Source organism: Stenotrophomonas maltophilia R551-3, assembly GCF_000020665.1.
Classification (GTDB): Bacteria; Pseudomonadota; Gammaproteobacteria; order Xanthomonadales; family Xanthomonadaceae; genus Stenotrophomonas; species Stenotrophomonas maltophilia_L.
Genome location: NC_011071.1, coordinates 2826671 through 2850263, shown reverse-complemented (window position 1 = coordinate 2850263; position 23593 = coordinate 2826671). Strand labels below are relative to the sequence as shown.

Genomic DNA, 23593 nt, shown 5'->3' with positions numbered 1-23593 from the left:
TGTAAACCACGAAAGTGGCGCGCAAGTTAACAGGTCGGCGGCGCCACGTCACCCATCCGTCGCGTATGGGGCGGTCTGCAGCGTCCATGTAGATACCGTGTCGCCCTCGCCTAGGCAAGGGCGACGTCAGGCTCAATGGGTCGGCCACTTCTCAGTACGCCCCAAATCAGATGGATGAGCTTGCGCATCACTGCACACATGACGACCTTGAAGGGCTTGCCTTTCGCGCTGAGCCGGTCTGCAAAGGACTTCAGTGTGGGGTTGTGGGTCTTCCCGGTCAGCGCCGGCATGTACAGCTTTTTGCGGAAATTGGCGTCGCCGACGCGTGATATCCGGCATTTGCCTTCGTAGTTTCCTGATTGACGCTGGGCCGGATTCAGGCCCGCGTGGGCAACCACCTGGCGCACGTCGCTGTATTTGCTTAGATCCCCCAGCATGGCCAACAGCTGGGCACTGCTGGTGTTGCCTACACCGGGGATGCTGGTAAGCAGTTGATGACGCCGGCGCAGGTCCGGATCGTTATCGATATGGTCCTCAATCGCCTTCTGGACCTGCTTGATCTGCTCTTCCAACGTCCGGATCACATCCTTGATCCCTTGCTGGACCGAGATATCGGCAACGTCCAGGCGGTTGTGCTCCATCTGCAGCATTTCCTGGAGGTCATCTCGACGCCGTACCAAGGCGCGCAGCTTCACCTCCGAGGGCGTCGGTGGAACGTAGGGATGCAGCTTTTCCGAGCGTTGTGCCTCAAAAAACCGGGCAATCAGCTTGGCGTCGCTGCGGTCAGTCTTGGTCCGCATCCCCTCCGCCTGCCCAAACGCCTTTACTCGGGCGGGATTGGCCACATGAACCACGACCCCCGCCTCCACCAGTGCTTGAGCCAAGGCCTCGTGATAGATGCCTGTAGCCTCCATACCTACCGCCGCGTTCGGCGCATGTTTGGCGCGCCAAGCCAGAAGCTCATCAAAACCCTTTGGCGTATTGGGGAGTTTGGCCTTGGTTCGATACTTGCCGTGAGATAGAGGCAGGGCGATGTCAAAAGTCGCCTTGGCTGCGTCGATGCCGATAAATTGCATGATTTCGCTCCAGCTTGAACTTACGATCGTGATCGGAAGCCGCCAGACTTGCCCTTGTGAGTACAGGCTCTCACCCGATGGCGGGCCTAAGATACCGTTCAAGTTCCATGGCGGTGTCAGGCCGCCGACGCGCTGAATCTACTTTGCAAGCTCGAAGGCTTAAGAGCCGAGGCAGCGTCATCGGAGCCTCCCGGGTCACCGGGGGATTGTGCCTGATCAGGGCACGATCCAAGACACAAGAGCCGAGCCCATGCTCGGCTATCGCGCGCAGCGCGGGTTTCCTTCGCTCGAAACGAAGAGCAGCCGAGCATGGGCTCGGCTCTACAGAAGGTTACCGCGAGGGCTTGGCCAGCGCCTTGGCCTTCGCATACAGCCGATCGGCCGTTTCCTTCTCGCCCAGTGCCGCATGGCATTCGGCCAAGCTGTCCCACGCGTTGGCCGAATCCGGATACAGCTCGGTGTTGAGCGTGAACACCTTCAGCGCCTTGCCGGCACCCAGACTCTCGCGGATGGCATAGCCACTGGCGTTGATCGTACGTTCCAGCTCGCCGGCGGGAATCCCATTGTTGCCGTGCAGCCAGTTACGCATCACCAGTGTCGCATCGGCACTGTCATCCAGCGCATACGCGATCAGCCGCTCGGACAACACCGCATGCGGAAACTCCTCCGGTGCGGCGACCGCCATCGTGCTCTCCACCAGCGTGCTCGACCAGACATTGCGTGCGCTGCCGTTGGTCAGGTACACGAACACCCAGTAACCGCTGGCCAGCGAGCCCTTGTAGGCCAGCCGCGCACGTACACGGGTACCGCCATCGTGGCCGACCTGGGTGTAGCCGTCGCTGCGGGTTGTGTCCCAACCGGTGGAGAAGAAATTGCTGCCGCCACCGCTCAGTTTCTGCGGCTGCCAGAGTTTTTCCAGGGTCGCCGTGCGCAGCAGCTTGCCGGTCGCCAGCGCCTGCAGGAATCGATTCATGTCGCCCACGGTGGTCTGCAGGTCGGCGTGGCCCCAACCGTAGTCCGGCCAGGGAACTTCATTGGCCGGCTGCAGTTGGCCGTCCTTGCCGATGTAAGGCACCGCCGCGCGCGTGGCTGGCACGCTGGTGACGCCCCATGAGGTACTGGTCATCTTCAGTGGTTGCAGGATGCGTTCGCGCGCAATGGCCGGGTAGGGCTTGCGGTAATGCGCTTCCAGCAAGGCGGTCAGCACCAGGTAGTTGGCCTGCGTGTACTGCACGCGGCTGCCGGTGGCGAACTGCATCGGCGCCGCCGCAGCCACCTTCAGCGCAGCTGCAAGGTCGGGCGCCACACCGGGGTAGCCCTTGCTCACCCAGCGGTTGTCCACCCGGTCGTAGTACTCGCCGATACCCGAGCTGTGGTTGAGGAAATCGCGTACGTGGATTGCCTGCCAAGGAGCCGGAAGGTCCGGAACATAACGGTTGGCCGGTGCGTCAAGATCCACCTTGCCCTGGTCCACCAGTTGCATCACCAGCGTGCTGGTCAGCAGCTTGGCCATCGATTGCGCGGCGAAGATGGAATTCACGGTGGCCGGTGCATGGGTGGCCGGATCGCGCTCGCCGCTGGCGCCCTGGTACAGCACCTGGCCATTGTGCGCGACCAGCACCGCCTGGCCGGCGATGCCGTAGCGTTCGCGGTTGGCCTGCAGCTGGGTGTCGAGCCGGGAAGAGAGGCCGATAGGGACGTCACGCGCCGAGGCGGGTAGGGCGATGGCCAGGGAACAGAGCAATGCGGCAGCAAGGGTGCGGTACATCGCGGTGTTCCATCAGCGGTGATGGCGCATGTTGGTCACGGCGCGAGTTGGGGTCAAGCATGTAGAGCCGAGCCCATGCTCGGCTGCATTCGGATCATGTGTCGTGCACCCGGAAGCATTAAGCCGAGCATGGCTCGGCTCTACAGGTGCCTTACGGTAGTGCCGGCCGCTGGCCGGCACCCCCGCGATCAGCCGAGAATTCCCGGCAGATCCAGTCCCTTTTCCTTCGCGCAGTCGATTGCGATCTCATAGCCCGCATCGGCATGGCGCATCACGCCGGTGGCCGGGTCGTTCCACAGCACTCGGCCAATCCGCTTCGCCGCCGCCTCGGTGCCGTCGCAGACGATCACCATGCCGGCGTGCTGCGAGAAGCCCATGCCGACGCCGCCACCGTGGTGCAGCGAGACCCAGGTCGCGCCACTGGCGGTGTTGAGCAGAGCGTTCAGTAGCGGCCAGTCGGACACGGCATCGGAGCCGTCGGCCATTGCCTCGGTCTCGCGGTTCGGCGACGCCACGCTGCCGCTGTCCAGGTGGTCACGGCCGATCACCACGGGTGCCTTCAGTTCGCCGTTGGCCACCATTTCGTTGAAGGCCTGGCCGAGGCGATCACGGTCACCCAGGCCGACCCAGCAGATGCGCGCCGGCAGGCCCTGGAACTTGATCTTCTCTGCGGCCATGTCCAGCCAGCGGTGCAGGTGCGGGTTGTCTGGAATCAGTTCCTTCACCTTGGCGTCGGTCTTGGCGATGTCTTCCGGGTCGCCGCTCAGCGCGGCCCAGCGGAACGGGCCGATACCACGGCAGAACAGCGGACGGATATAGGCCGGCACGAAACCGGGGAAGTCGAACGCGTTCTCCACGCCTTCTTCCAGTGCCATCTGCCGCAGGTTGTTGCCGTAGTCCACGGTCGGCACGCCCAGCGCGTGGAAGCCGAGCATGGCGCGGATGTGGTTGGCCATCGACGCGCGCGCGGCCTTCTCCACTTCCTTCGGTGCGGACACGCGCTTGTCGTCCCACTGCTCGACCGTCCAGCCCTGCGGCAGGTAGCCGTTCACCGGGTCGTGCGCGGAGGTCTGGTCGGTCAGCAGGTCCGGCTTCACGCCGCGCTTGAGCAGTTCAGCCAGTACATCGGCGACGTTGCCGAGCAGGCCCACCGACTTCGGCGTACCGGCCTTGCACGATTCGTCGATCAGGCGCAGCGCTTCGTCCAGATTGTCGGTCCAGGTGTCGAGGTAGCCGGTGCGCAGTCGCATGTCGATGCTGCTCTTGCGGCATTCGACGGCCAGGCAGGAGGCGCCGGCCATCACGGCAGCCAGCGGCTGTGCGCCACCCATGCCACCGAGGCCACCGGTGAACAGCCACTTGCCGGTCAGGTCGCCACCGAAGTGCTGGCGGCCCATCTCCACGAAGGTCTCGTAGGTGCCCTGCACAATGCCCTGCGCGCCGATGTAGATCCAGCTGCCGGCGGTCATCTGGCCGTACATGGCCAGGCCCTTCTTATCCAGTTCGTTGAAGTGGTCCCAGTTGGCCCAGCGCGGCACCAGGTTGGAATTGGCGATGAGCACGCGCGGCGCATCGGCGTGGGTGCGGAACACGCCCACCGGCTTGCCCGACTGCACCAGCAGGGTCTGGTCGTCGTCCAGACGCTTGAGCGTCTCAACGATGGCATCGAAGCTCTCCCAGTCGCGCGCGGCGCGGCCGATGCCGCCGTACACCACCAGTTCCTGCGGGCGCTCGGCCACGTCCGGGTGCAGGTTGTTCATCAGCATGCGCAGCGGCGCTTCGGTCTGCCAGCTCTTGGCGTTCAGCGTGGTGCCGGTCGGCGCGGCGATGGTGCGGGACGGGTCGTTGCGGGTCATGCGGCGCTCCGGTTCGTAGCGAATTCAAGGCAGGCGTTGAGCACCTGCGCCAGGGTGTGGCGCAGCGGTGCGGCGTGGTCGGGGTCGAGCGGGGTGGGCCAGCTGTGTTCGTCCACCTGGTCCGGCAGGGGTTCGTGCATGTAGCCGCGGCAGGCCAGCTCCATCTGCAGGCTGTGCACGCCGCCGGCGACGTTGCTGTAGTGGCGGGTGATCCAACCGCCCTTGAAGCGGCCGTTGCGCACCTGGCTCATGCCGCTGATCTTCAGCAGGTTCTCCACCACATCGCTCAGCGCGTTGTCGCAGGAGGTGTCCGGAGCACCGGAGGGACCGGCGGTGCCGAGATTGAACTGCGGCAGCTCACCCTCGAACAGGTGCGGGATATGCGAGCGGATCGAGTGCGCGTCGTACACCACCACGGTGCCGTGGCGTGCACGCAGGCGCGTAATCTGCGTGGCCAATGCATCGTGGTAGGGCAGGAAATAGGTATCACGACGGCGAGTAATTTCTGCTTCGTCCGGCTCGCGGCCGGCGTGATACAGCGGCTGGTTGTCGAAGGTGGTGAGCGGGCACAGGCCGGTGGTGTTCTGGCCCGGGTACAGCGACACGCCGCTGGGATCGCGGTTGAGGTCGATCACCGAACGTGAGATCGCCGAGCGCACCGTGGTTGCGCCCATGCCGCGCACGAAGTCGTACAGTTCGTGCACCCACCAGTCTGCGTCGCGGCGGGCCAGCCACGGCGAGTGGAAGTCGCCGATCAGGTCGTGCGGCAGCTCGCTGCCGGTATGCGGGAAGCTGACGATCAGCGGGGCATCGCCTTCGTGCACCGTCAGCCATTCGGGATGGGCACTCATGCCTGCGGTTCCACGGTCGGCAGCAGCTCCGCCAAGCCCTGTGCCAGCGCGCCGCTGCGCACCAGGTTCGTGGCGGTCACCATGTCCGGGTGGAAGTAGCGGTCTTCTTCCAGCGTCGGCACCTGCGCACGCAGGGTGGCGCGCACGGATTCCAGCGCGGCACTGGAGCGCAGCGGCGCGTGGAAGTCGCAGCCCTGCGCGGCGGCCAGCAGCTCGATGCCGATCACGTTGGCGGCGTTCTCGGCCATCTGCATCAGGCGGCGTGCGCCATGCGCGGCCATCGACACATGGTCTTCCTGGTTGGCCGAGGTCGGGATCGAATCAACGCTGGCCGGGTAGGCGCGCTGCTTGTTTTCCGAGACCAGCGCGGCCGCCGTCACCTGCGGGATCATGAAGCCGGAATTCAGGCCTGGGCGCGGGGTCAGGAACGCAGGCAGGCCGGACAGCGCCGGGTCCACCAGCATCGCCAGGCGGCGCTCGCTGATCGAACCGATCTCGCACACCGCCATCGCCAGCATGTCGGCGGCGAAGGCCACCGGTTCGGCGTGGAAGTTGCCCCCGGACAGTGCTTCGCCGGTCTCGGTGAATACCAGCGGATTGTCGGAGACGCCGTTGGCTTCGATTTCCAGCGTGGTCGCGGCCTGGCGCAGGATGTCCAGCGCCGCGCCCATCACCTGCGGCTGGCAGCGCAGGCAGTACGGATCCTGCACGCGCACGTCGTTGTCGCGGTGCGATTCGCGGATGCCCGAGTCCTGCATCAAGCTGCGCAGGGTGGCAGCGGTTGCGATCTGACCGCGCTGCCCACGCAGGGCATGGATGCGCGGATCGAACGGCGTATCCGAGCCCTTCGCGGCTTCCACCGACAGCGCACCGGTGACCAGTGCGGCCTGGAACACGGTCTCGATCTCGAACAGACCGGCCAGCGCATAGGCGGTGGAGAACTGGGTGCCGTTGAGCAGCGCCAGGCCTTCCTTCGCACCCAGCTCGATGGGCTGCAGGCCAGCACGTGACAGTGCATCGATCGCCGGCAGGCGTTCGTCTCCGATGAAGGCTTCGCCCACGCCCAGCATCACGCTGGCCAGGTGCGAGAGCGGCGCCAGGTCACCCGAGGCACCCACCGAGCCCTGTGCGGGCACCACCGGCAGCACGCCCTTGACCAGCATTGCTTCCAGCAGCAGCAGGGTTTCCTCGCGGATGCCCGAAGCACCCTGCGCCAGGCTGACCAGCTTCAGCGCCATCATCAGGCGCACCACGCTGGCGGGCATCGGCTCGCCAACACCGGCAGCGTGCGAGAGCACGATGTTCCGCTGCAGGGTGGCCAGGTCTTCGCGCTCGATGCGCACGCTGGCCAGCTTGCCGAAGCCGGTGTTGATGCCATACACCGGTGCGCCCTTGGCGACGATGGCGGCCACGGTCGCGGCACTGGCACGCACGGCCGGCAGCGCGGCCGGGTCCAGTGCAAGCGGTGCACCGCGATAGGCCTGCCGCCACTGGGCGAGGGTGACATGGCCGGGGCGAAGAACCAGGGTGTTGCTCATGTGTTGCTCCAGGAGGCAGGCAGGTCGGGCTGTCCGCGCACCACGCGCGCGTGCAGCGGGTTGAATCCAATGCGATAGACCAGGTCGGCGGGGGCGTCGATGTCCCAGATCGCCAGGTCGCAGTCCATGCCGATGGCGAGGCGACCGATGCGATCGCCACGGCCCAGTGCGCGCGCTGCTTCACGGGTGAAGCCGGCGATGCACTCGTCCACGGTCAGGCGGAACAGGGTCGCGCCCATGTTCATGGCCAGCAGCGGGCTGGTCAGTGGTGATGTGCCGGGGTTGCTGTCGGTGGCCAGCGCCAGTGGCACGCCGGCCGCGCGCAGCGCGGCAATCGGCGGCAGGGTGGTATCGCGGGTGAAATAGAAGGCGCCCGGCAGCAGCACGGCGACAGTGCCGGCCGCGGCCATCGCGGCGATGCCGGCGTCGTCCAGATGTTCGATATGGTCGGCCGAGAGTGCACCGAAGCTGGCGGCCAGTTCGGCGCCATGCTGGTTGCTCAGCTGCTCGGCGTGGATCTTGATCGCCAGTCCGTGCGCGCGCGCGGCTTCGAAAACCTGCCGTGCCTGCGCGGGTGAGAACGCGATGTTCTCGCAGAACACATCCACCGCTTCGGCCAGGCCTTCGGCAGCGATGGCCGGAATCATCACATTGCACACTTCGTCGGTGTACTCCTGTGCTTCGCGGCCGGGCGGAATCGCATGTGCGCCGAGGAAGGTGGTCACCACGTTGACCCTGCATCCCTCGCCCAGCGCACGCGCCACCTGCAGTTGCTTGCGCTCGTCGGGCAGGGTCAGGCCGTAGCCGGACTTGATCTCGAGGGTGGTCACGCCCTCGGCGCGCATCGCCAGCAGGCGCGGCCGGCTTTCGCTGGCCAGCTGTTCCGGCGTGGCGGCGCGGGTGGCGCGCACGGTGGAGACGATGCCGCCGCCGGCACGGGCGATCTCGGCATAGCTGATGCCCTGCAGGCGCTGCTCGAATTCGTTGGCGCGGTTGCCGGCGTAGACCAGGTGGGTATGGCAGTCGATCAGGCCGGGCGACATCCAGCGGCCTTCGCCATCGATGCGGGTAGTCGGCCGCAGGTTGGCATCGCTGCCGGCCGGGCCGACATGGACGATGCGGCCGTCGGCGCAGGCCAGTACGCCATCGCGGATGACACCCAGCCCCTCGCCATCGAGGGTGATCAGGTGAACGTTGGACCAGAGGGTATCGACGTGCATGGCATCCACAACGCGGCTGTGCTTATATGTCTATACAATATAGGTGTCCATTTCGGGTTGTCCAGCCATGTCCGATTCGCGTTCCCCGCACAGTTTCCATGCCGCCCACGCCCTGCTGGCCGACGGCTGGGCCCGCGATGTCCGCCTGCAGGTGCGGGACGGTCGCATCACGGCGATCCACACGGGGCAGGGCGCCCAGCACGGCGACAACCGCGTCGGCATTCTGGTGCCGGGCCTGCCCAACCTGCACAGCCACGCCTTCCAGCGCGGCATGGCCGGGCTGACCGAGATCGGCGGCGGCGACGGTGACAGTTTCTGGAGCTGGCGCGAGCTGATGTACCGCTTCCTGGCCCACCTGCGCCCGGACGCGGTGCAGGCCATCGCCGCCCAGGCCTACATGGAAATGCTGGAAAGCGGCTTTACCCGCGTCGGCGAGTTCCACTACCTGCACCACGACGCCGATGGCCATCCCTATGCCAACCGCGCCGAGATGAGTGCGCGGATCGCGGCGGCGGCTGATCAGACCGGCATCGGCCTGACCCTGTTGCCGGTGTTCTATGCGCATGCCGATTTCGGCGGTGCGGCCCCGAATCCGGCGCAGCGCCGCCTGATCCACGACGTGGACGGCTTCGCGCAGCTGCTGGATGCCGCGAAGCCGGCACTGACCGCGCTGCCCGACGCCGTGCTCGGTATCGCGCCGCACAGCCTGCGTGCGGTCACGGGGGAGGAGCTGAGCGCCCTGCTGCCGCTGACTGACGGCCCGGTGCACATCCATATCGCCGAGCAGGTACGTGAAGTCGAGGCCTGCCTGGCCTGGAGCGGCCAGCGCCCGGTGCAGTGGCTGTACGACCATGCGCCGGTGGATGCGCGCTGGTGCCTGGTGCATGCCACCCACATCACCGATGACGAGCGCGCGTCCATTGTGGCCAGCCAGGCCGTGGCCGGCCTGTGCCCGATCACCGAGGCCAACCTGGGCGACGGCCTGTTCCCGATGCAGGCGTTCGCGCGGGAGGGCGGTCGGTTCGGTGTCGGTTCCGATTCCAATGTGCTGATCGACGCGGCTGAAGAACTGCGCCTGCTTGAGTACGGTCAGCGCCTGACCCTGCGCGGGCGCAACGTACTGGCGCCGGATGCCACCCGCAGCAGCGGCCGCTTCCTGTTCGAAGGTGCATTGCAGGGCGGTGCACAGGCGTTGGGCGTGGCCGCCGGGCTGCAGGTTGGCGCCAGCGCCGATCTGGTCGAACTGGATGCCGCACACCCCGCGCTGCAGGCGCGACAGGATGACGCATGGCTTGACAGCTGGGTGTTCGCCGCACGTAATGGCGCGCTGCGATCGGTCTGGCGTCATGGCCGCCAATGCGTGGCCGAGGGCCGCCACCTGCAGCGCGAGGCGATCACCACCGCCTTCGCTGCCGCCCTGCGTGGCGTGCTGGGCTGATCGCCTCCCGCCACCGAGATCCCATTACGTGAAGGCCAGCAAGTCCGCCACGCTCAACCAGCGTATCCGCAGCGATCTGGAAAGCCGCATCCTCAGCGGAGAGTGGGCGCCGGGCTTTCGTATTCCGTACGAGCACGAGCTGATGGAGCAGTACGGCTGCTCGCGGATGACGGTGAACAAGGTGCTGACCGCGCTGGCCGAGAGCGGCATGATCGAGCGCCGCCGCCGCGCCGGTTCGTTCGTGGCGCGGCAGCCGCCGCACCTGGAGCAGGTGGCGCTTGAGATTCCGGATATCGCGATGGAAGTCGGTTCGCGTGGCCACCAGTACGGCTACCACCTGCTGCAGCGCGAGCTGCGCCTGGCCGATGCCGGCAATGTTGGCGAAGTGGAGCTGGCCGGCAGCGAACAGCTGCTGGCGATGCGCTGCCTGCATCTGGCCGACGGCCGCCCGCTGGCACTGGAACATCGCCTGATCAGCCCGGTGGGCGTGCCCGAGGTGCTGGACGTCGATTTCAACACCACCGCACCGGGCAGCTGGCTGCTGCAGAACGTGTCGTGGACCCGCGCCCAGCACCGCATCAGCGCCTGGGGCGCGGATACTGCCACTGCCAAGCTGCTCGATGTGAAGCCCGGCACCGCCTGTCTGGTGATCGAGCGCCTGACCTGGCGCGGTGAGCAGCCCATTACCCGCGTGCGCCAGGTGTTCCTGGGGGATGCCTGGGACCTGGTGGCGCGCTTCGCGCCTGGGGCAAGGTAGGGTCGGCCCCGCTCGGGACACGCTGTCGCCTTGAACTCTGTCGGGACGTGTGTACGATGTGTATCGTCCCCTCATGAAGAGCAGGGACCTCATCCGGGATCTGGAGGCAGCGGGTTGGAGCTGTCGTCGGATTCGCGGATCCCATCATGTATTCGTGCACCCGCAGCACCCCCACATCATCACCGTGCCTCACCCAAGGAAGGATCTGGGGAAAGGGCTGGTGCAGGCGTTGCGGAAGCTCGCGGGACTGACGTAGGAGGGCCCATGCGATATCCAGTCTTGATCGAGGCAGGCGATGAGCGCACCGCGTGGGGTGTAGTCGTTCCGGATCTGCCTGGGTGTTTCTCGGCGGCCGACACGCTTGAGGATGCGCTCAGCGCTGCCGAGGAGGCTGCGCTCGCCTGGATTGATGCGGCCCTGGATGACGGGCGCTCGATTCCGACACCTTCCGCGCCACAGAAAATCGCCGCCGAGGCATCCAAGGACATCCGTTGGATTCTTGCGTACATCTGCATTGATCCGGCCCTGCTGGACGACACCATCGAGCGGGTAAATATCAGCCTGCCACGCCGGATCCTGGCGAGGCTGGATGCGCAGGCCAGAGCGGCAGGTGAATCGCGCTCCAGTTACATCGCCCATCTCGCAGCATTGGGCTGAGCAGGCGCCATGTAGAGCCGAGCCCATGCTCGGCTGCTTTTTGCGCGATGCGCGATGAGTGGAGCATGGCTCGACGCTACAAGGGCATCCATGCATGGCGTTGATCTACGGACACCCCAATCAATACGTGGCGCATTGACGCCAGCGCACCGGCTCATCCACGCCGGGGCGGGCGTTGAGCTGGATGCGCACGTTGCGCAGGGCCGGGTAGTGCAGCACTTCCTCGCAGACCCGCGGCCACACCGCTTCCAGCTCGCCGGTGCGGTTGATCGCCAGGGTCTGCCGGGTCAGCCAGACACCGCTGGCGATACCGGGCTTGCCGGCGAGGGCTCGGGCCAACTCAACCTGGAAACGATCCAGTGTGGCCGCGTCCGGGTTGGGGTTGCTGCGAGCGTCGGCTGCGGGTGCCGCCGGCGAGGAGGCACCCGCTGGCGGCGCGGCGTTCGCGGCCGGTTCGGGGGCTGGTTCAATCATTGGTGCAGACGCAACCGGTGCTGGCACCGCGGGAACCTGCGCAGCGGCCGTGGTTTCCTGCACATGCAGGCCCTGCAGGCTCAGTCCCACCAGCAGGCCGAGCGTCACCGAACCCAATGCGGCAATGGCAATGCGACGCAGAGCCTCATGACGGGCACTGGCACGCACACGGGCTTCGATATCAACCGGCAGATAGGGCTGCAGCAGCGGCCACAGGCGTGGGCCATCCAGCACTTCGACCGCCTGCTTTTCGGCGGCGCTGCGGCCGTCGCGTTCCATCCGGCCTTCAGTCAGCAGCACGCCGCCGCGGGCGCCGGCCAGGCGCGCGGCCGCACCCAGTTCGTTCACTGCGGCGGTGCCGATGCGATAGGCCAAGCCATGCTTGCACGAGACCAGCCAACTGTTGGGGCCGTCGCTCAGCAGGAAATCACTGCTGGGTTCGCGTGACTCCTCGGTGGGGTCGTTCAGCTCGCGCAGGCCGCGCTGCTCGCGCAGCATCCGCTTGACCAGTACGGAGAACTCGCGCCAATGCATGCCGGCCAGGGCCTGCAGGCCCAGTTGCATCTCCTTTTGCCGCCGCTTGATCCACCACAGATAGACAACGGCCAGGGAACAGGTAAGCAGGGCCGACAGCAGGGCCAGGATCCAAGGGAGCATGCAGGAGGTGCGCGGAAGGGGCGAATGCGGAGAACGACAGTGTAAAGGTCGCACCGTGCCGCTGGGTCAGGAGGATCCTGACAGGAAGCGTGATGGAACGCGCAGATCGGTGTAGAGCAGGCACGAAAAACCCGCCAATCCTGAAGCCGTGAGGGGAGGGAACAAACGGCAGCCGAAGCGATTGGCGGGTTGCTCGCGATTGTCGATCAAATTTTATTGCATTGCAACAATTGCCGTCAGGGCACGCTGCCAGGGGATTGATGGCTGCCCGGTGCCGGTGCGTCGATGTCGGAGGCGGCGCGGTTTTCCAGCTTGGCCAAGCGTGCCTGCAACGCGTCGATGCGGGCCTCCAGCGCGGTCACTTCATCGGCGGTGGGGACATGCAGGCGCTTGAGCACGCCCTGTACCTGGTCATCGAAGGCCTTCTCGACCTTGGTCCAGGTGCCGGAGGCCTTTTCGCGGGCCTCGTCCAGCGACGATTCAACGTTGTCACGCCAACCGGGGGGCTGTTCACCATTGCGTTCACGGCGGCGGGCCTCCCAGGCTTCGCCTTCCTTGACCAGGCCATCGAAGAATCGGCCGCCTTCGGCCTGGGCGCGGCCCAGGGCACCCAGGCCGGCCAGCCATACCTGTTGTGCCGAGTCGCTCAGCCTGCGCGAGAAGCGCTCAGCCTGGTCACCGAAAGAGGCGTCGTCGTCGCGGCGGTCGTCATTTTCGTAGCGGTTCATCGCACTTCCCGTGGGAGTTGGGCCTGACCCGAGAGTAGCGCGTGATGGCGTTGCACGGTCGTGACGGTCACCGCCGGGGTTCAGCCCAGCTTTTCCTTCAGCACGCGCTGGATCTCGCCTTCGACCATGCCTTTCATCGCCGACAGCAGGAAGCCCAGCTTGGCGGTCACGCGCACGGCGCCCGGCTGCAGTTCGATCGCGCCGTCCACACCGCTGCCGGAAAAGTTCAGTACGTCGGCGGACCAGGACGACTTCAGGCCGAAGCGCTCGGACAGTTTGGCGGCAACCTGTTCGATCGCAGCGCGCGCCTGTGCGTCGGGCAGGGCGTGGGCGTGGCGGACATCGATGTTGGACATGCAGGCTCCTGGCGCAAAGCGGGGATGATCAATGAGGGCGAGCATTGTGCGCATCGAGGGCCTTCGCGCCAAGCGCTCATCGTGGGTTCTTCTTCGTGGGCGACCAACCTGCTAGGCTGCGCCGCGTGCAGAACCTGCTTGTTCACTTCAGCCAACAACAACAGCCCGACCAGCCGCTGCGGCCCGGGGTGCAACGCATCGTGCGCCAGGCAAACGGCAGCGTGCGGCTGGGCGATGCCGGCAACGGTGCCCTGCTGCTGGCCCAGTTCTGCATGGACGATCGCGGTCTCTGGCTGCAGGTCGGCAATGGCATCCGCGGCATCCATGTGAACGGTCGCCCGGTGCGGCGCATGGCCCTGTTGCGTGCAGGCGATGCGGTGTACGTGGATGGCGTGGAGATGGTCCTGCAGGGTGAGGTCGAGAGCCTGCTGCAGGCGCCCGCGCCCAGCAGCGATGATGGCAACAACGAGCAGCAGCGCCTGCTGCGCGGCGTCGGCGGCCTGCACCATGGCCGCAGCTTCACGCTGTCGCGAACCCGTCTGGTCGGGCGCGGCAGTGACGCCGACATCGAGATCAATGAACCGGCCTTTGCCGAACAGCACGCCCGCGTGGAAGTGCATGGCGAGCGCGTGCTGCTGCGTGACCTGGGCAGTGCCGATGGCACCCGGGTGAACGGCGTGGCCGTGCGCCACTGCTGGCTGCAGGCCGGTGACCAGGTAGTGTTCGATGGCCAGCACCGCTTCGTGCTGGAAGTGCCGCACGACCCGCGGCGGCGCCCGCTGCCGGACGAAGACGAATCCAGCCAGGACACCGAGCAGGCACCGGTGCTGCCGGCCGCGCCGCGCAAGGTCCGGCGCTGGCCGTGGCTGCTGGTGAGTGCGCTGCTGCTGGCGGCGGTGCTCAGCCTGCTGCTCTGGTTCGGCGCGCGGTGACGGTAGTGCCGGCCGCTGGCCGGCAGCCGCCGCCCCGTATCCCTGGGGTTGCCGGCCAGCGGCCGGCACTACCCGGTCGCGTCGCCAATGGATTCCAATGAAACCAAATTTCCCTTGCCGCACAAGGCCGCAAGGCTGGTGCACTGCGGCATACTAGGGGTCTTGCCCCACAGGTGTGACATGACGCGCGCGTTCAACTTCAGTGCCGGCCCTGCAACCTTGCCGGAATCGGTCCTGCGCCAGGCGCAGGCGGAAATGCTGGACTGGCACGGTAGCGGTGCCTCCATCGTCGAAATGAGCCATCGCGGCGCGGAATTCATGTCCGTGGCTGCCGAAGCCGAGGCCGACCTGCGGCGCCTGCTCGACATCCCCGAAGACTATGCGGTGCTGTTCCTGTCAGGTGGCGCCACCACCCAGCAGGCGCTGATCCCGCTGAACTTCGCCGCCCCGGGCCAGCGTGCCGATTACGTGGTCAGTGGCCACTGGGGCAAGACCGCGGTCAAGCAGGCAGGCGTCTACGTCGACGTCAACATCGCCGCCAGCAGCGAGGCCAACGGCTACCGCGAGCTGCCGGCGCGTGCCGATTGGCAGCTGTCGCCCGATGCCGCCTACGTGCACCTCACCGCCAACGAGACCATCCACGGTGTCGAGTTCCGTGATGTGCCCGATACCGGAAACGTCCCGCTGATCGCCGACTTCAGTTCGTCCATCGCCAGCGAACCGCTGGACGTACGCCGCTATGGCGTGATCTACGCCGGCGCGCAGAAGAACCTCGGCCCGGTCGGCATCGCGGTGATGATCATCCGCCTCGACCTGCTCGAGCGCAGCGGCCAGCCGCGTGCGGACATCTTCGATTACCGCTCGCACGTTGCCCGCGATTCGATGCTCAACACCCCGCCCACCTGGAACTGGTATCTGGCCGGCCTGGTGTTCAAGTGGATGCTGGCCGAAGGCGGCGTGGCCGAGTTCGCCAAGCGCAATGCCGCCAAGGCTGCGCTGGTGTACGGCGCCATCGACGGTTCCGGTGGCTTCTACCGCAACGAGGTCGCGCATGCGGCACGTTCGCGGATGAACATCCCATTCTTCCTGCCTGATGCCGAGCTCGATGCACGCTTCGTCGCCGAAGCCAAGGCCGCTGGCCTGCTGGCGCTGAAGGGGCACAAGGTGGTCGGCGGCATCCGCGCCTCGCTGTACAACGCCATGCCGCTGGCCGGGGCCGAGGCGCTGGTCGCCTTCATGGCCGATTTCCAGCAGCGTCACGGCTGAGCAATGAACGGCGCGCACCGTTGGGTGCGGGCCCCGTAACAAGGAACTCCGATGGCAAGCAGCAAATCCAGCAAGAAGGCGCCGAAGAAGGCCGAACCGGCCAAGGATAGCGCGTCCACCAAGGCGAAGAGCAAGGCCAAGGCCGCCTCGAATCCGGCGCCCACCCTGGCGCCGCTGGCGCTGGCCGATGTGCGCTCGAAGATCGACCAGATCGACCGCGACATCCAGAACCTGATCGCCGAGCGCGCACGCTTTGCCCATCAGGTCGGCAAGGCCAAGGGCAAGCTCGCCGCCGCCGTCGACTACTACCGGCCCGAGCGCGAAGCGCAGGTGCTGCGCATGGTGGTGGACCGCAACGAAGGCCCGCTCAGCGACGAGCTGCTGGTGCACGTCTACCGCGAGATCATGTCGGCCTGCCTGGCCCAGCAGGAGCCGCTGAAGATCGGCTACCTCGGCCCGGAAGGCACCTTCAGCCAGCAGGCCGTGCTCAAGCACTTCGGCCGCTCGGCGCTGGGCCTGCCGATGGCCAGCATCGAAGAAGTGTTCCAGGAAGTGGAAGCGGGCAACGCCGATTTCGGCGTGGTGCCAGTGGAGAATTCCGGGCAGGGCACCATCCAGATCACCCTGGACATGTTCCTGACCTCCAACCTGAAGATCTGTGGCGAAGTGGAACTGCGAGTGCAGCAGTACCTGATGTCGCGCAGCGGCCGCATCGAGGACATCGAGCGCATCTATGCGCACCCGCAGTCGTTCATGCAGACCTCGGCGTGGCTGCGCGCCAACCTGCCGAAGGCCGAGAAGATTCCAGTGTCGAGCAATGCCGAAGGCGCGCGCCGTGCGCGCAACGCCGACGACGCAGCGGCCATCGGTGGCGAGAGTGCCGGCCATGTGTACGGCCTGAAGAAGGTGGTCACCAAGCCGATCCAGAACGACGCCGACAACACCACCCGCTTCCTGGTGGTGGGTCGCAACATCTTCCCGACCTCCGGCCATGACCGCACCTCGGTGCTGGTGTTCATCCATGACAAGCCCGGTGCGCTGTTCGACGTGCTCAGCCCGTTCGCCCGCCACGGCATCAGCATGAACCGCATCGAGTCGCGTCCGTCGCACCACGGCAAGTGGGAATACGGCTTCTTCATCGACCTGGCCGGCCACATCGACGACGCGCCGATGCAGGCCGCGCTGGCCGAACTGGAAGCGCACTCGGCGCAGATCAAGGTGCTCGGCTCCTATCCGGTGGCCGTGCCCTGATTGCTGCTGCGGTGGCTGCGGCTGCCGCCCCCTGATGCATCGCCGGTGCTGCCGGCGTTTACGGAATGATCGAACGATGAGCAACGCGCAACACTGGATTGCCCGCAAGGGCCAGCCGCTGCAGGGCAGCCTGACCATTCCCGGCGACAAGTCGGTCTCGCACCGCTCGGTGATGTTCGCCGCGCTGGCCGATGGCACCTCGCATATCGAAGGCTTCCTGGAAGGCGAGGACACCCGCGCGACTGCGCGCATCTTCGGCCAGCTGGGCGTGCGCATCGAAACCCCCAGCCCGTCGCAGCGCATCGTGCACGGCGTCGGCATCGACGGCCTGAAGGCGCCGGATGCGCCGCTGGACTGCGGCAACGCCGGTACCGGCATGCGCCTGTTGGCCGGCCTGCTGGCGGGCCAGGCGTTCGACTGCACGCTGATCGGCGATGAGTCGCTGTCAGGTCGCCCGATGCGCCGCGTCACTGGCCCGCTGTCGCAGATGGGTGCGAAGATCGACACCGAAAGCGATGGCACGCCGCCGTTGCACGTGCATGGCGGCCAGTCGCTGCACGGCATCGACTTCGCCTCGCCGGTGGCCAGCGCGCAGATCAAGTCGGCGGTGCTGCTGGCCGGCCTGTATGCGCAGGGCGAAACCAGCGTGGTGGAACCCCACCCGACCCGCGACTACACCGAGCGCATGCTCTCTGCATTCGGGGTGGAGATCGAATTCTCGCCGGGCAAGGCTCGGCTGCGTGGCGGCCAGCGCCTGCGTGCCACCGACATCGTGGTGCCCGCCGATTTCTCCTCGGCCGCGTTCTATCTGGTGGCTGCCAGCATCATTCCCGGCTCCGAACTGCGCCTGAAGCAGGTCGGCCTGAATCCGCGTCGCACCGGTTTGCTGCACGCGCTGCGCCTGATGGGTGCGGACATCAGCGAAGAGAACCCGGCCGAGCAGGGCGGTGAACCGGTGGCGGACCTGGTGGTGCGCTACGCGCCGCTGAAGGGCGCGCGCATTCCGGAGGAATTGGTGCCGGACATGATCGACGAGTTCCCTGCGCTGTTCGTGGCCGCTGCGGCCGCCGAAGGGCAGACCGTGGTGAGTGGTGCCGCCGAACTGCGAGTGAAGGAATCGGACCGTCTTGCCGCGATGGCGACCGGCCTGCGTGCGCTGGGCATGCAGGTGGACGAAACCGAAGACGGCGCCACCCTGCACGGCGGTGTGCGCCTGGGCAGCGGCACCATCGAAAGCCACGGCGACCATCGCATCGCCATGGCCTTCGCCATCGCCGGCCAGATAAGTGACGGCGAAGTGCGCATCAACGACATCGCCAACGTCGCCACTTCCTTCCCGGATTTCGATGGTCTGGCGCGCGGCGCCGGGTTCAATCTGGGCTGAGCGGCACCGAATCCGCCGGGCATGGCCCGGCGCTACCGGGACAACGCATGGGTAGCGCCGGGCCATGCCCGGCGGATGGCGCGCCCTGGTAGCTGCCGACCTTGGTCGGCATGCTTCCATCGCCCGGTAGGTGCCAACCCTGGTTGGCACGCTCACATCGCCCGGTAGGTGCCAACCTTGGTCGGCACGCTCACATCGCCCGGTAGGTGCCGACCTTGGTCGGCACGCTTCTCCGCATAAAAGGACGGAGGCCGAAGCCTCCGTCGAAACATCACGAACCCCTCGTCCGCGATCAACGCTGCTCGGTACGGAAATCCACCGGAACCCGCACCACGCTTGCTACTGCACGGCCTTCATGCATTGCCGGCTGGAACTTCCAGTTCTGCACGGTGTTGAGTACCGCACGATCCAGGTCACGGCTGCGCTCGCCGCTGCGCGAAACGATCGCAGCGTTGGCGACATTGCCGCGGGTGTCGACATTCAGGCTGGCGATCACGCTGCCCTGTACGCCACTGCGCAGTGCGGCAGCGGGGTAGGTGGGCATGCGGTTGCTGGCCAGCGGGCGTGCTTCACGATTACGCACCACTGGCGCAGCCTTGCGCTGGCTTGAGGCCGGGGCGGCCTGGCGCGTTGCAGGTGCCGCTGCATCGATCGCCGCAGCCTGCTCAGGGGCCGGCAACATGCGCTCACCGACCGGTGCCGGCGCCACATCTTCCTGGTTGGAGTAACGCAACCAGAGCAGGGCGGCAGCAAACATCGCCACGATCAGCGCGATCCACATCCAGGGCGACGTGGGCGTGTGCTGCGCGCTGGAATCCTGCGGCAGATGCGGCGAGTGGAGGTTCTCGTGGGTGGTGGCAGTCATCGCAAACTCCTTCCGTCACTTGACGACGTGGGAAGTGTTGCCCGAGCCACGGACGAGGAGTGTCAGCGTTGCGTCAACGCCACCGGCAGGGTTCAGTTTGCCTGCCGGAAAGCGTTCAGTTACTGCGTCTTGAAGTCGAACGGCACTTCAATGCTGCCGGGCACGGCCTGGCCGTTGCTCTGTGCCGGAGTGAAGCGCCAGCGCCGCACGGCGTCGGTGGCGGCACGGTCGAGCTCGCGTGAACCACTGCGCTGGATCAGCGTGGTGTTGTTCGGGTAGCCGGTGGCATCCACATCCACGCGTACCACCACCGTACCGGTTTCACCGGCGCGCAGTGCCGCGGCGGGATAGGACGGCGGCGGCGACTGGCCGGCAATCGGCATCGGCTGGCTGTTGCCGGTCGCGGCCGGCGCTGCGCCCGGGGCGGCCGGGGCCGGCTCGGCGATCGGCGCGGGCGGTGGCGGAGCGGTTTCGACCAGTTTCGGCGCTTCTTCCTCCACCGGTGCCGGCTTGGCGTCTGGCATGTCGCTGGAACCGGCCGCAGCGGCCAACGGTTCCGGCAGGGGCTCCACCTGGGCGGTTTCCTGCGGGGTCTGTGCTGCCGGGTCGGCGCGGAAGAACTCCTTGTCACGGCCGGTCAGCCAGACCAGCACGAACAGCAGCACGCCCACGCCGAAGGCGATGCCGGCGATCTTCAGGGCGTTGCGCGGGATATGCACAGTGAACGACTTGGCGGACGACGAGCGGGGTGCAGACATGGACCGGACCAGTACGGAATAGCCCGATTCTGCCACGGCGGGAATGAACCGGGCGGCAGAAATCCGTATAACAAGCGATAATCCCGTTCCTGATACCCACCACGACACCTGCCATGCTTGATCCAGCCCTGCTCCGCCACCAGCCCGCCGACCTCGCCGAACGCCTGCGCACCAGCCGCGGCTTCGAGCTCGACGTGTCTGCCCTGGAGTCCCTGGAGGCCGATCGCAAGCGCATCCAGGTGCGGACCCAGGAGCTGCAGAGCCTGCGTAACAGCCGTTCCAAGGCCATCGGCCAGGCCAAGGCCAAGGGCGAGGACGTCTCGGCCATCATGGCCGAGGTCGCCGCCTTCGCCGACGAGCTGAAGGCTTCGGAAGTGGCGTTGGACGAGCTGCGCGAGAAGATCGACGCCATTTCGATGGGCATTCCGAACCTTCCGGCCGATGACGTGCCGGCCGGTGCCGACGAGAACGACAACGTCGAGCAGGCGCGCTGGGGCACTGCGCGCCAGTTCGACTTCAAGGTGCTGGACCACGTTGAGCTGGGCGCACGCAACGGTTGGCTGGACGGCGAAACCGCTGCAAAGCTGTCGGGTTCGCGCTTCACCGTGCTGCGCGGCCCGATCGCGCGCCTGCACCGTGCGCTGGCCCAGTTCATGGTCGACCTGCACACCGGTGAGCACGGCTACGAGGAAACCAACGTGCCGCTGCTGGTCAATGCCGATTCGCTGCGCGGCACCAGCCAGCTGCCGAAGTTCGAGGACGACCTGTTCAAGACTGCCGTGGGTGACTCTACGCGCTACCTGATCCCGACCTCGGAAGTGCCGCTGACCAACATCGTGCGCGACGAGATCGTCGATGCCGAACGCCTGCCGCTGCGCATGACCGCTCACTCGATGTGCTTCCGTGCCGAGGCCGGCAGCGGTGGTCGCGATGTGCGCGGCATGATCCGCCAGCATCAGTTCGAGAAGGTCGAGCTGGTCTCGATCAGCCGCCCGGAAGACAGCGACGCCGAGCACCAGCGCATGACCCGCTGCGCCGAAGTGGTGCTGGAGAAGCTGGGCCTGCCGTACCGCAAGGTGCTGCTGTGCACCGGCGACATGGGCTTCTCGGCGGTGAAGACCTACGACCTGGAAGTCTGGCTGCCGTCGCAGGAGACCTACCGCGAGATCTCCTCGTGCTCGAACTGTGGTGACTTCCAGGCCCGCCGCATGCAGGCCCGCTGGCGCAACCCGGCCACGGGCAAGCCGGAACTGGCGCACACGCTGAACGGCTCGGGCGTGGCCGTCGGCCGCGCGATGATCGCGGTGATGGAGAACTACCAGAACGCCGACGGCAGCATCACCGTGCCGGAGGCCCTGCGCCCGTACATGGGTGGCCTGGAAACCATCGGCTGATAGCCTGCGCTTTGTGCTGCCGCCCGAGCGCAGGCTCGGGCGCTACGGGGTTTCTGCAGCCCGCAGCTTCTCCAACGGCACCCATCCGGGTTCGCCCGTCTCCGGCGCGCACCACGCCCAGCCATTGAGCGTGCGTTGCCCGCGCAGCAGCTGCCCGGGATCCACATCCAGTTCCCGCGCGCAGTAGTCTTCCGTGGCAAATGCGCCACCCTGCGCATCGCGGCCGATCACCGGCGCCGGCACGAATCCGGGCTGCTGGCCCTCGGCTTCGCACAGGAACCAGTCTTCCCAGCCCTCGGGGCCTTCATAACGTTCGCCCACCACCAGTGCCTGGCCTCGGCGCAGTGTGATCGGGTGCGGAAATTCGCTGCGATGTGCAGTGGTCACGATGTAGTTCATGAACCACTGTACCGCTTCCGCCGGGCATGGCCCGGCGCTACCGGAGCCGGCCGGACCATGCCGGCACCTGCACGGGTTGCGCCGGGCCATGCCCGGCGGACAAGAATCGGCACGCAAAAAGACGGCCCCGCTAAGCGGGGCCGCCAGGGTGGGCCGGGATGGGGGAGGGGATCCCGGCCCGCGTTCAGCGCCTCGACGAGGAGAGAGAGCGGCGCCGAACGCTGGAACGCGTTACGCCGCGGCGGCTTCAGCCGCTTCGTGAGACGGCAGCGCGGCCAGTGCGCCGGCAATGGCGTCTTCGCGGTGCTGCGGCGAGTAGGCAATGCCCTCCGCACGCACGAACTCGATGTCGTTGATGCCCCAGAAGGCGAACGTCTGGCGCAGGAAGGGTTCCTGGAAGTCGGCCGGCGAATCGGTATAGATGCCGCCACGGCTGCTGACCACGATCACCCGCTTGCCACCGGCCAGGCCCACCGGGCCGTTCTCGGTGTACTTGAACGTGCGGCCGGCCACGGCGACGCGGTCGATCCAGGCCTTCAGGGTGGAGGGGATGCTGAAGTTGTACATCGGCGCACCGATCACCACGATGTCAGCCGCCAGGAACTGCTCGAGCACCTGTTCAGCCTCGGCAGCTTCGGCCGCGTCGGTCTTGGCCAGCGAACCACTGCGCAGATGCGGTACCGGATTGGCGTCAAGATCGCGATAATCAACCTGCAGGCCTTCAACCTGCTGCTTGAACCGGGCCACCACGGCGGCGGTCAGGTGGCGGGAGACGGAGTTCTCGCCAAGCACGCTGGCGTCGAGATGCAGAAGCTTCATGGCAGTCACCTATGTTCTGGGAGGAAGGGGCGGGTAGGCCCCGCCGACGGAGAGAACGATAGGTTGTTGCAAAGGCGGGATAAAGGTGGTTGAATGCCACGTATTGTTCTAGATATGGAACTCGGGCATGCATGACCTGAATGACCTGTACTACTTTGCGATGGTGGTCGACCACGGTGGATTCGCTGCCGCCGAACGCGCTCTGGGTATCCCCAAGTCGCGCCTGAGCCGCCGCATCAGCCAGCTGGAAACCGACCTGGGCGTGCGCCTGCTGCAGCGCTCCACGCGCCGTTTTGCGGTGACCGACGTCGGCACCAGCGTGCATCGTCACGCGCAGACGATGCTGGCCGAGGCACAGGCCGCACGCGAAGTGGTGGACCGCCTCAGTGCGGAACCGCGCGGCCTGGTGCGTGCCAGCGTGCCGGTATCGCTGGCGCAGATGCAGCTGCCCAAGCTGCTGCCCAAGTTCCTTGAGCAGTACCCGAAGGTGCGGCTGCAGCTGAACATCAGCAACCGCCGCGTGGACATCATCAATGAAGGCTACGACGTGGCCCTGCGCGTGCGTTCGCGCCTGGACGACGATGGCAGCCTGGTGATGCGCAGCTTCGGCCAAGTGCAGGAACTGCTGGTGGCCAGCCCGAAGTACCTGGATCGCGCTGGCCGGCCGAAGGATCCGGAAGAGCTGACCCAGCACGTCACCCTCAGCATCAGCGAAGACGAAGCCCGCCAGCGCTGGGAGCTGCACGGCCCGGAAGGCGAAGTGCGCCGGGTCGACCTGCAGCCGCGCGTGGCCGGTTTCGACTTCCCGCTGCTGCAGAGCATGGTGAAGGACGGTTTCGGCATCACCATGCTGCCGGAAACCGTGTGCGCCGATGCGGTGCGCAACGGCGAACTGGAAGTGGTGCTGCCGGACTGGTCGCTGCCGCAGGGTGTGTGCCATGCCGTGTTCGCCTCGCGCCGCGGCCTGCTGCCGGCGGTGCGCGTGTTCATCGACTTCCTGGCCGAGCACTTGCCGCCGCAGCTGGAGGCCTCGCGCCTGGATTGCGGTGGCGCCTGTGAAAAGGCCAAGGAGCGGATCAAGGCCAGTGCGCTGGGCGCGTTGGCAGTGGATGCGGGCTGAGGCGCCTACCCGCGACTGCACCGCCGATC

General features: G+C 66.6%; 23 protein-coding genes. 10 read left to right on the top strand and 13 right to left on the bottom strand.

The window, feature by feature from the left end; translation table 11 throughout:
- Positions 1-110 precede the first annotated feature (110 nt).
- From SMAL_RS12995 to hutI, 6 genes are all read right to left on the bottom strand, one after another.
- Positions 111-1076, bottom strand: coding sequence for an IS110-like element ISStma4 family transposase (locus tag SMAL_RS12995; protein ID WP_012511526.1), 966 nt, complete (start codon positions 1074-1076; stop codon positions 111-113).
- Positions 1077-1407: 331 nt separating this feature from the next.
- Complete coding sequence (locus SMAL_RS12990; protein ID WP_012511525.1) at positions 1408-2844, bottom strand: serine hydrolase domain-containing protein; 1437 nt, start codon at positions 2842-2844, stop codon at positions 1408-1410.
- A 188-nt stretch (positions 2845-3032) separates the two neighbouring features.
- A complete protein-coding gene (gene hutU, locus SMAL_RS12985; RefSeq protein WP_012511524.1) occupies positions 3033-4700 on the bottom strand; it encodes a urocanate hydratase in 1668 nt (555 codons plus the stop codon).
- Positions 4697-5551 (bottom strand): N-formylglutamate deformylase, encoded by an 855-nt coding sequence (hutG, locus tag SMAL_RS12980; protein ID WP_012511523.1) that lies wholly within the window; start codon positions 5549-5551, stop codon positions 4697-4699. Before hutG ends, hutU begins: the two co-directional genes overlap by 4 nt.
- Positions 5548-7089: a histidine ammonia-lyase gene (gene hutH / locus SMAL_RS12975; RefSeq protein WP_006376129.1), complete on the bottom strand. Its 1542-nt coding sequence runs from the start codon at positions 7087-7089 to the stop codon at positions 5548-5550. Before hutH ends, hutG begins: the two co-directional genes overlap by 4 nt.
- The gene (gene hutI, locus SMAL_RS12970; protein WP_012511522.1) at positions 7086-8309 is read right to left on the bottom strand and encodes an imidazolonepropionase; all 1224 of its coding nucleotides are present in this window, start codon (positions 8307-8309) and stop codon (positions 7086-7088) included. Before hutI ends, hutH begins: the two co-directional genes overlap by 4 nt.
- A gap of 67 nt (positions 8310-8376) precedes the next feature.
- Between hutI and SMAL_RS12965 the strand changes: the two genes are divergently transcribed.
- The 4 genes from SMAL_RS12965 to SMAL_RS12955 all read left to right on the top strand — a co-directional run bounded on the left by SMAL_RS12965 (position 8377) and on the right by SMAL_RS12955 (position 11161).
- Complete coding sequence (locus tag SMAL_RS12965; protein WP_006376125.1) at positions 8377-9747, top strand: formimidoylglutamate deiminase; 1371 nt, start codon at positions 8377-8379, stop codon at positions 9745-9747.
- Positions 9748-9775: 28 nt separating this feature from the next.
- Positions 9776-10504: a histidine utilization transcriptional repressor HutC gene (gene hutC / locus SMAL_RS12960; protein WP_012511521.1), complete on the top strand. Its 729-nt coding sequence runs from the start codon at positions 9776-9778 to the stop codon at positions 10502-10504.
- A 73-nt stretch (positions 10505-10577) separates the two neighbouring features.
- Complete coding sequence (locus SMAL_RS20870) at positions 10578-10760, top strand: type II toxin-antitoxin system HicA family toxin (protein WP_012511520.1); 183 nt, start codon at positions 10578-10580, stop codon at positions 10758-10760.
- A 23-nt stretch (positions 10761-10783) separates the two neighbouring features.
- Positions 10784-11161 carry a type II toxin-antitoxin system HicB family antitoxin gene (locus SMAL_RS12955; RefSeq protein ID WP_232273989.1) on the top strand — a complete coding sequence of 126 codons (378 nt, stop codon included), beginning with the start codon at positions 10784-10786 and terminating at the stop codon, positions 11159-11161.
- Between the two features lie 120 nt (positions 11162-11281).
- Here SMAL_RS12955 and SMAL_RS12950 read toward each other — a convergent pair whose 3' ends face one another.
- The 3 genes from SMAL_RS12950 to SMAL_RS12940 form a co-directional block, all read right to left on the bottom strand.
- The gene (locus tag SMAL_RS12950; protein ID WP_012511518.1) at positions 11282-12292 is read right to left on the bottom strand and encodes a restriction endonuclease; all 1011 of its coding nucleotides are present in this window, start codon (positions 12290-12292) and stop codon (positions 11282-11284) included.
- Positions 12293-12528: 236 nt separating this feature from the next.
- Positions 12529-13020: a phasin family protein gene (locus SMAL_RS12945; protein WP_006376116.1), complete on the bottom strand. Its 492-nt coding sequence runs from the start codon at positions 13018-13020 to the stop codon at positions 12529-12531.
- 80 nt (positions 13021-13100) lie between these two features.
- A complete protein-coding gene (locus SMAL_RS12940) occupies positions 13101-13376 on the bottom strand; it encodes a polyhydroxyalkanoic acid system family protein (RefSeq protein WP_006376114.1) in 276 nt (91 codons plus the stop codon).
- A 125-nt stretch (positions 13377-13501) separates the two neighbouring features.
- Here SMAL_RS12940 and SMAL_RS12935 point away from each other — a divergent pair, with 125 nt between their 5' ends.
- From SMAL_RS12935 to aroA, 4 genes are all read left to right on the top strand, one after another.
- A complete protein-coding gene (locus SMAL_RS12935; protein WP_012511517.1) occupies positions 13502-14308 on the top strand; it encodes an FHA domain-containing protein in 807 nt (268 codons plus the stop codon).
- 180 nt (positions 14309-14488) lie between these two features.
- Positions 14489-15574, top strand: a complete 1086-nt coding sequence (gene serC / locus SMAL_RS12930) for a 3-phosphoserine/phosphohydroxythreonine transaminase (protein ID WP_012511516.1) — start codon at positions 14489-14491, stop codon at positions 15572-15574.
- A 51-nt stretch (positions 15575-15625) separates the two neighbouring features.
- A complete protein-coding gene (gene pheA, locus SMAL_RS12925) occupies positions 15626-16825 on the top strand; it encodes a prephenate dehydratase (RefSeq protein ID WP_006376055.1) in 1200 nt (399 codons plus the stop codon).
- 76 nt (positions 16826-16901) lie between these two features.
- Positions 16902-18209, top strand: a complete 1308-nt coding sequence (aroA, locus tag SMAL_RS12920) for a 3-phosphoshikimate 1-carboxyvinyltransferase (RefSeq protein ID WP_012511515.1) — start codon at positions 16902-16904, stop codon at positions 18207-18209.
- Between the two features lie 292 nt (positions 18210-18501).
- Here aroA and SMAL_RS12915 read toward each other — a convergent pair whose 3' ends face one another.
- Both SMAL_RS12915 and SMAL_RS12910 read right to left on the bottom strand, forming a co-directional pair.
- Complete coding sequence (locus SMAL_RS12915) at positions 18502-19074, bottom strand: energy transducer TonB (protein WP_006376051.1); 573 nt, start codon at positions 19072-19074, stop codon at positions 18502-18504.
- Positions 19075-19193: 119 nt separating this feature from the next.
- A complete protein-coding gene (locus tag SMAL_RS12910; protein ID WP_012511514.1) occupies positions 19194-19832 on the bottom strand; it encodes an energy transducer TonB in 639 nt (212 codons plus the stop codon).
- A 113-nt stretch (positions 19833-19945) separates the two neighbouring features.
- Here SMAL_RS12910 and serS point away from each other — a divergent pair, with 113 nt between their 5' ends.
- Positions 19946-21226, top strand: a complete 1281-nt coding sequence (serS, locus tag SMAL_RS12905) for a serine--tRNA ligase (RefSeq protein ID WP_006376047.1) — start codon at positions 19946-19948, stop codon at positions 21224-21226.
- A gap of 42 nt (positions 21227-21268) precedes the next feature.
- On the opposite strand, the gene SMAL_RS12900 is transcribed toward serS, so the two are convergent.
- Complete coding sequence (locus tag SMAL_RS12900) at positions 21269-21625, bottom strand: SH3 domain-containing protein (protein ID WP_012511513.1); 357 nt, start codon at positions 21623-21625, stop codon at positions 21269-21271.
- A 231-nt stretch (positions 21626-21856) separates the two neighbouring features.
- Complete coding sequence (locus SMAL_RS12895; RefSeq protein WP_006375983.1) at positions 21857-22444, bottom strand: FMN-dependent NADH-azoreductase; 588 nt, start codon at positions 22442-22444, stop codon at positions 21857-21859.
- A 127-nt stretch (positions 22445-22571) separates the two neighbouring features.
- Here SMAL_RS12895 and SMAL_RS12890 point away from each other — a divergent pair, with 127 nt between their 5' ends.
- Entirely contained in the window at positions 22572-23564 is a 993-nt protein-coding gene (locus tag SMAL_RS12890) for a LysR family transcriptional regulator (RefSeq protein WP_006375981.1), read from the top strand.
- The last annotated feature ends 29 nt before the right edge of the window (positions 23565-23593 follow it).

What these genes read in the sequence shown, in the direction of transcription:
- aroA (WP_012511515.1), top strand. Translation starts at nt 16,902, where the DNA reads ATGAGCAACGCGCAACACTGGATTGCCCGCAAGGGCCAGCCGCTGCAG.
- SMAL_RS12890 (WP_006375981.1), top strand. Translation starts at nt 22,572, where the DNA reads ATGCATGACCTGAATGACCTGTACTACTTTGCGATGGTGGTCGACCAC.
- hutI (WP_012511522.1), bottom strand. Translation starts at nt 8,309, where the DNA reads ATGCACGTCGATACCCTCTGGTCCAACGTTCACCTGATCACCCTCGAT.
- serS (WP_006376047.1), top strand. Translation starts at nt 19,946, where the DNA reads ATGCTTGATCCAGCCCTGCTCCGCCACCAGCCCGCCGACCTCGCCGAA.
- hutU (WP_012511524.1), bottom strand. Translation starts at nt 4,700, where the DNA reads ATGACCCGCAACGACCCGTCCCGCACCATCGCCGCGCCGACCGGCACC.
- hutG (WP_012511523.1), bottom strand. Translation starts at nt 5,551, where the DNA reads ATGAGTGCCCATCCCGAATGGCTGACGGTGCACGAAGGCGATGCCCCG.
- SMAL_RS12945 (WP_006376116.1), bottom strand. Translation starts at nt 13,020, where the DNA reads ATGAACCGCTACGAAAATGACGACCGCCGCGACGACGACGCCTCTTTC.
- SMAL_RS12995 (WP_012511526.1), bottom strand. Translation starts at nt 1,076, where the DNA reads ATGCAATTTATCGGCATCGACGCAGCCAAGGCGACTTTTGACATCGCC.
- SMAL_RS12895 (WP_006375983.1), bottom strand. Translation starts at nt 22,444, where the DNA reads ATGAAGCTTCTGCATCTCGACGCCAGCGTGCTTGGCGAGAACTCCGTC.
- pheA (WP_006376055.1), top strand. Translation starts at nt 15,626, where the DNA reads ATGGCAAGCAGCAAATCCAGCAAGAAGGCGCCGAAGAAGGCCGAACCG.
- serC (WP_012511516.1), top strand. Translation starts at nt 14,489, where the DNA reads ATGACGCGCGCGTTCAACTTCAGTGCCGGCCCTGCAACCTTGCCGGAA.
- SMAL_RS12990 (WP_012511525.1), bottom strand. Translation starts at nt 2,844, where the DNA reads ATGTACCGCACCCTTGCTGCCGCATTGCTCTGTTCCCTGGCCATCGCC.
- SMAL_RS12965 (WP_006376125.1), top strand. Translation starts at nt 8,377, where the DNA reads ATGTCCGATTCGCGTTCCCCGCACAGTTTCCATGCCGCCCACGCCCTG.
- hutH (WP_006376129.1), bottom strand. Translation starts at nt 7,089, where the DNA reads ATGAGCAACACCCTGGTTCTTCGCCCCGGCCATGTCACCCTCGCCCAG.
- SMAL_RS20870 (WP_012511520.1), top strand. Translation starts at nt 10,578, where the DNA reads ATGAAGAGCAGGGACCTCATCCGGGATCTGGAGGCAGCGGGTTGGAGC.
- SMAL_RS12910 (WP_012511514.1), bottom strand. Translation starts at nt 19,832, where the DNA reads ATGTCTGCACCCCGCTCGTCGTCCGCCAAGTCGTTCACTGTGCATATC.
- SMAL_RS12950 (WP_012511518.1), bottom strand. Translation starts at nt 12,292, where the DNA reads ATGCTCCCTTGGATCCTGGCCCTGCTGTCGGCCCTGCTTACCTGTTCC.
- SMAL_RS12940 (WP_006376114.1), bottom strand. Translation starts at nt 13,376, where the DNA reads ATGTCCAACATCGATGTCCGCCACGCCCACGCCCTGCCCGACGCACAG.
- SMAL_RS12900 (WP_012511513.1), bottom strand. Translation starts at nt 21,625, where the DNA reads ATGAACTACATCGTGACCACTGCACATCGCAGCGAATTTCCGCACCCG.
- SMAL_RS12915 (WP_006376051.1), bottom strand. Translation starts at nt 19,074, where the DNA reads ATGACTGCCACCACCCACGAGAACCTCCACTCGCCGCATCTGCCGCAG.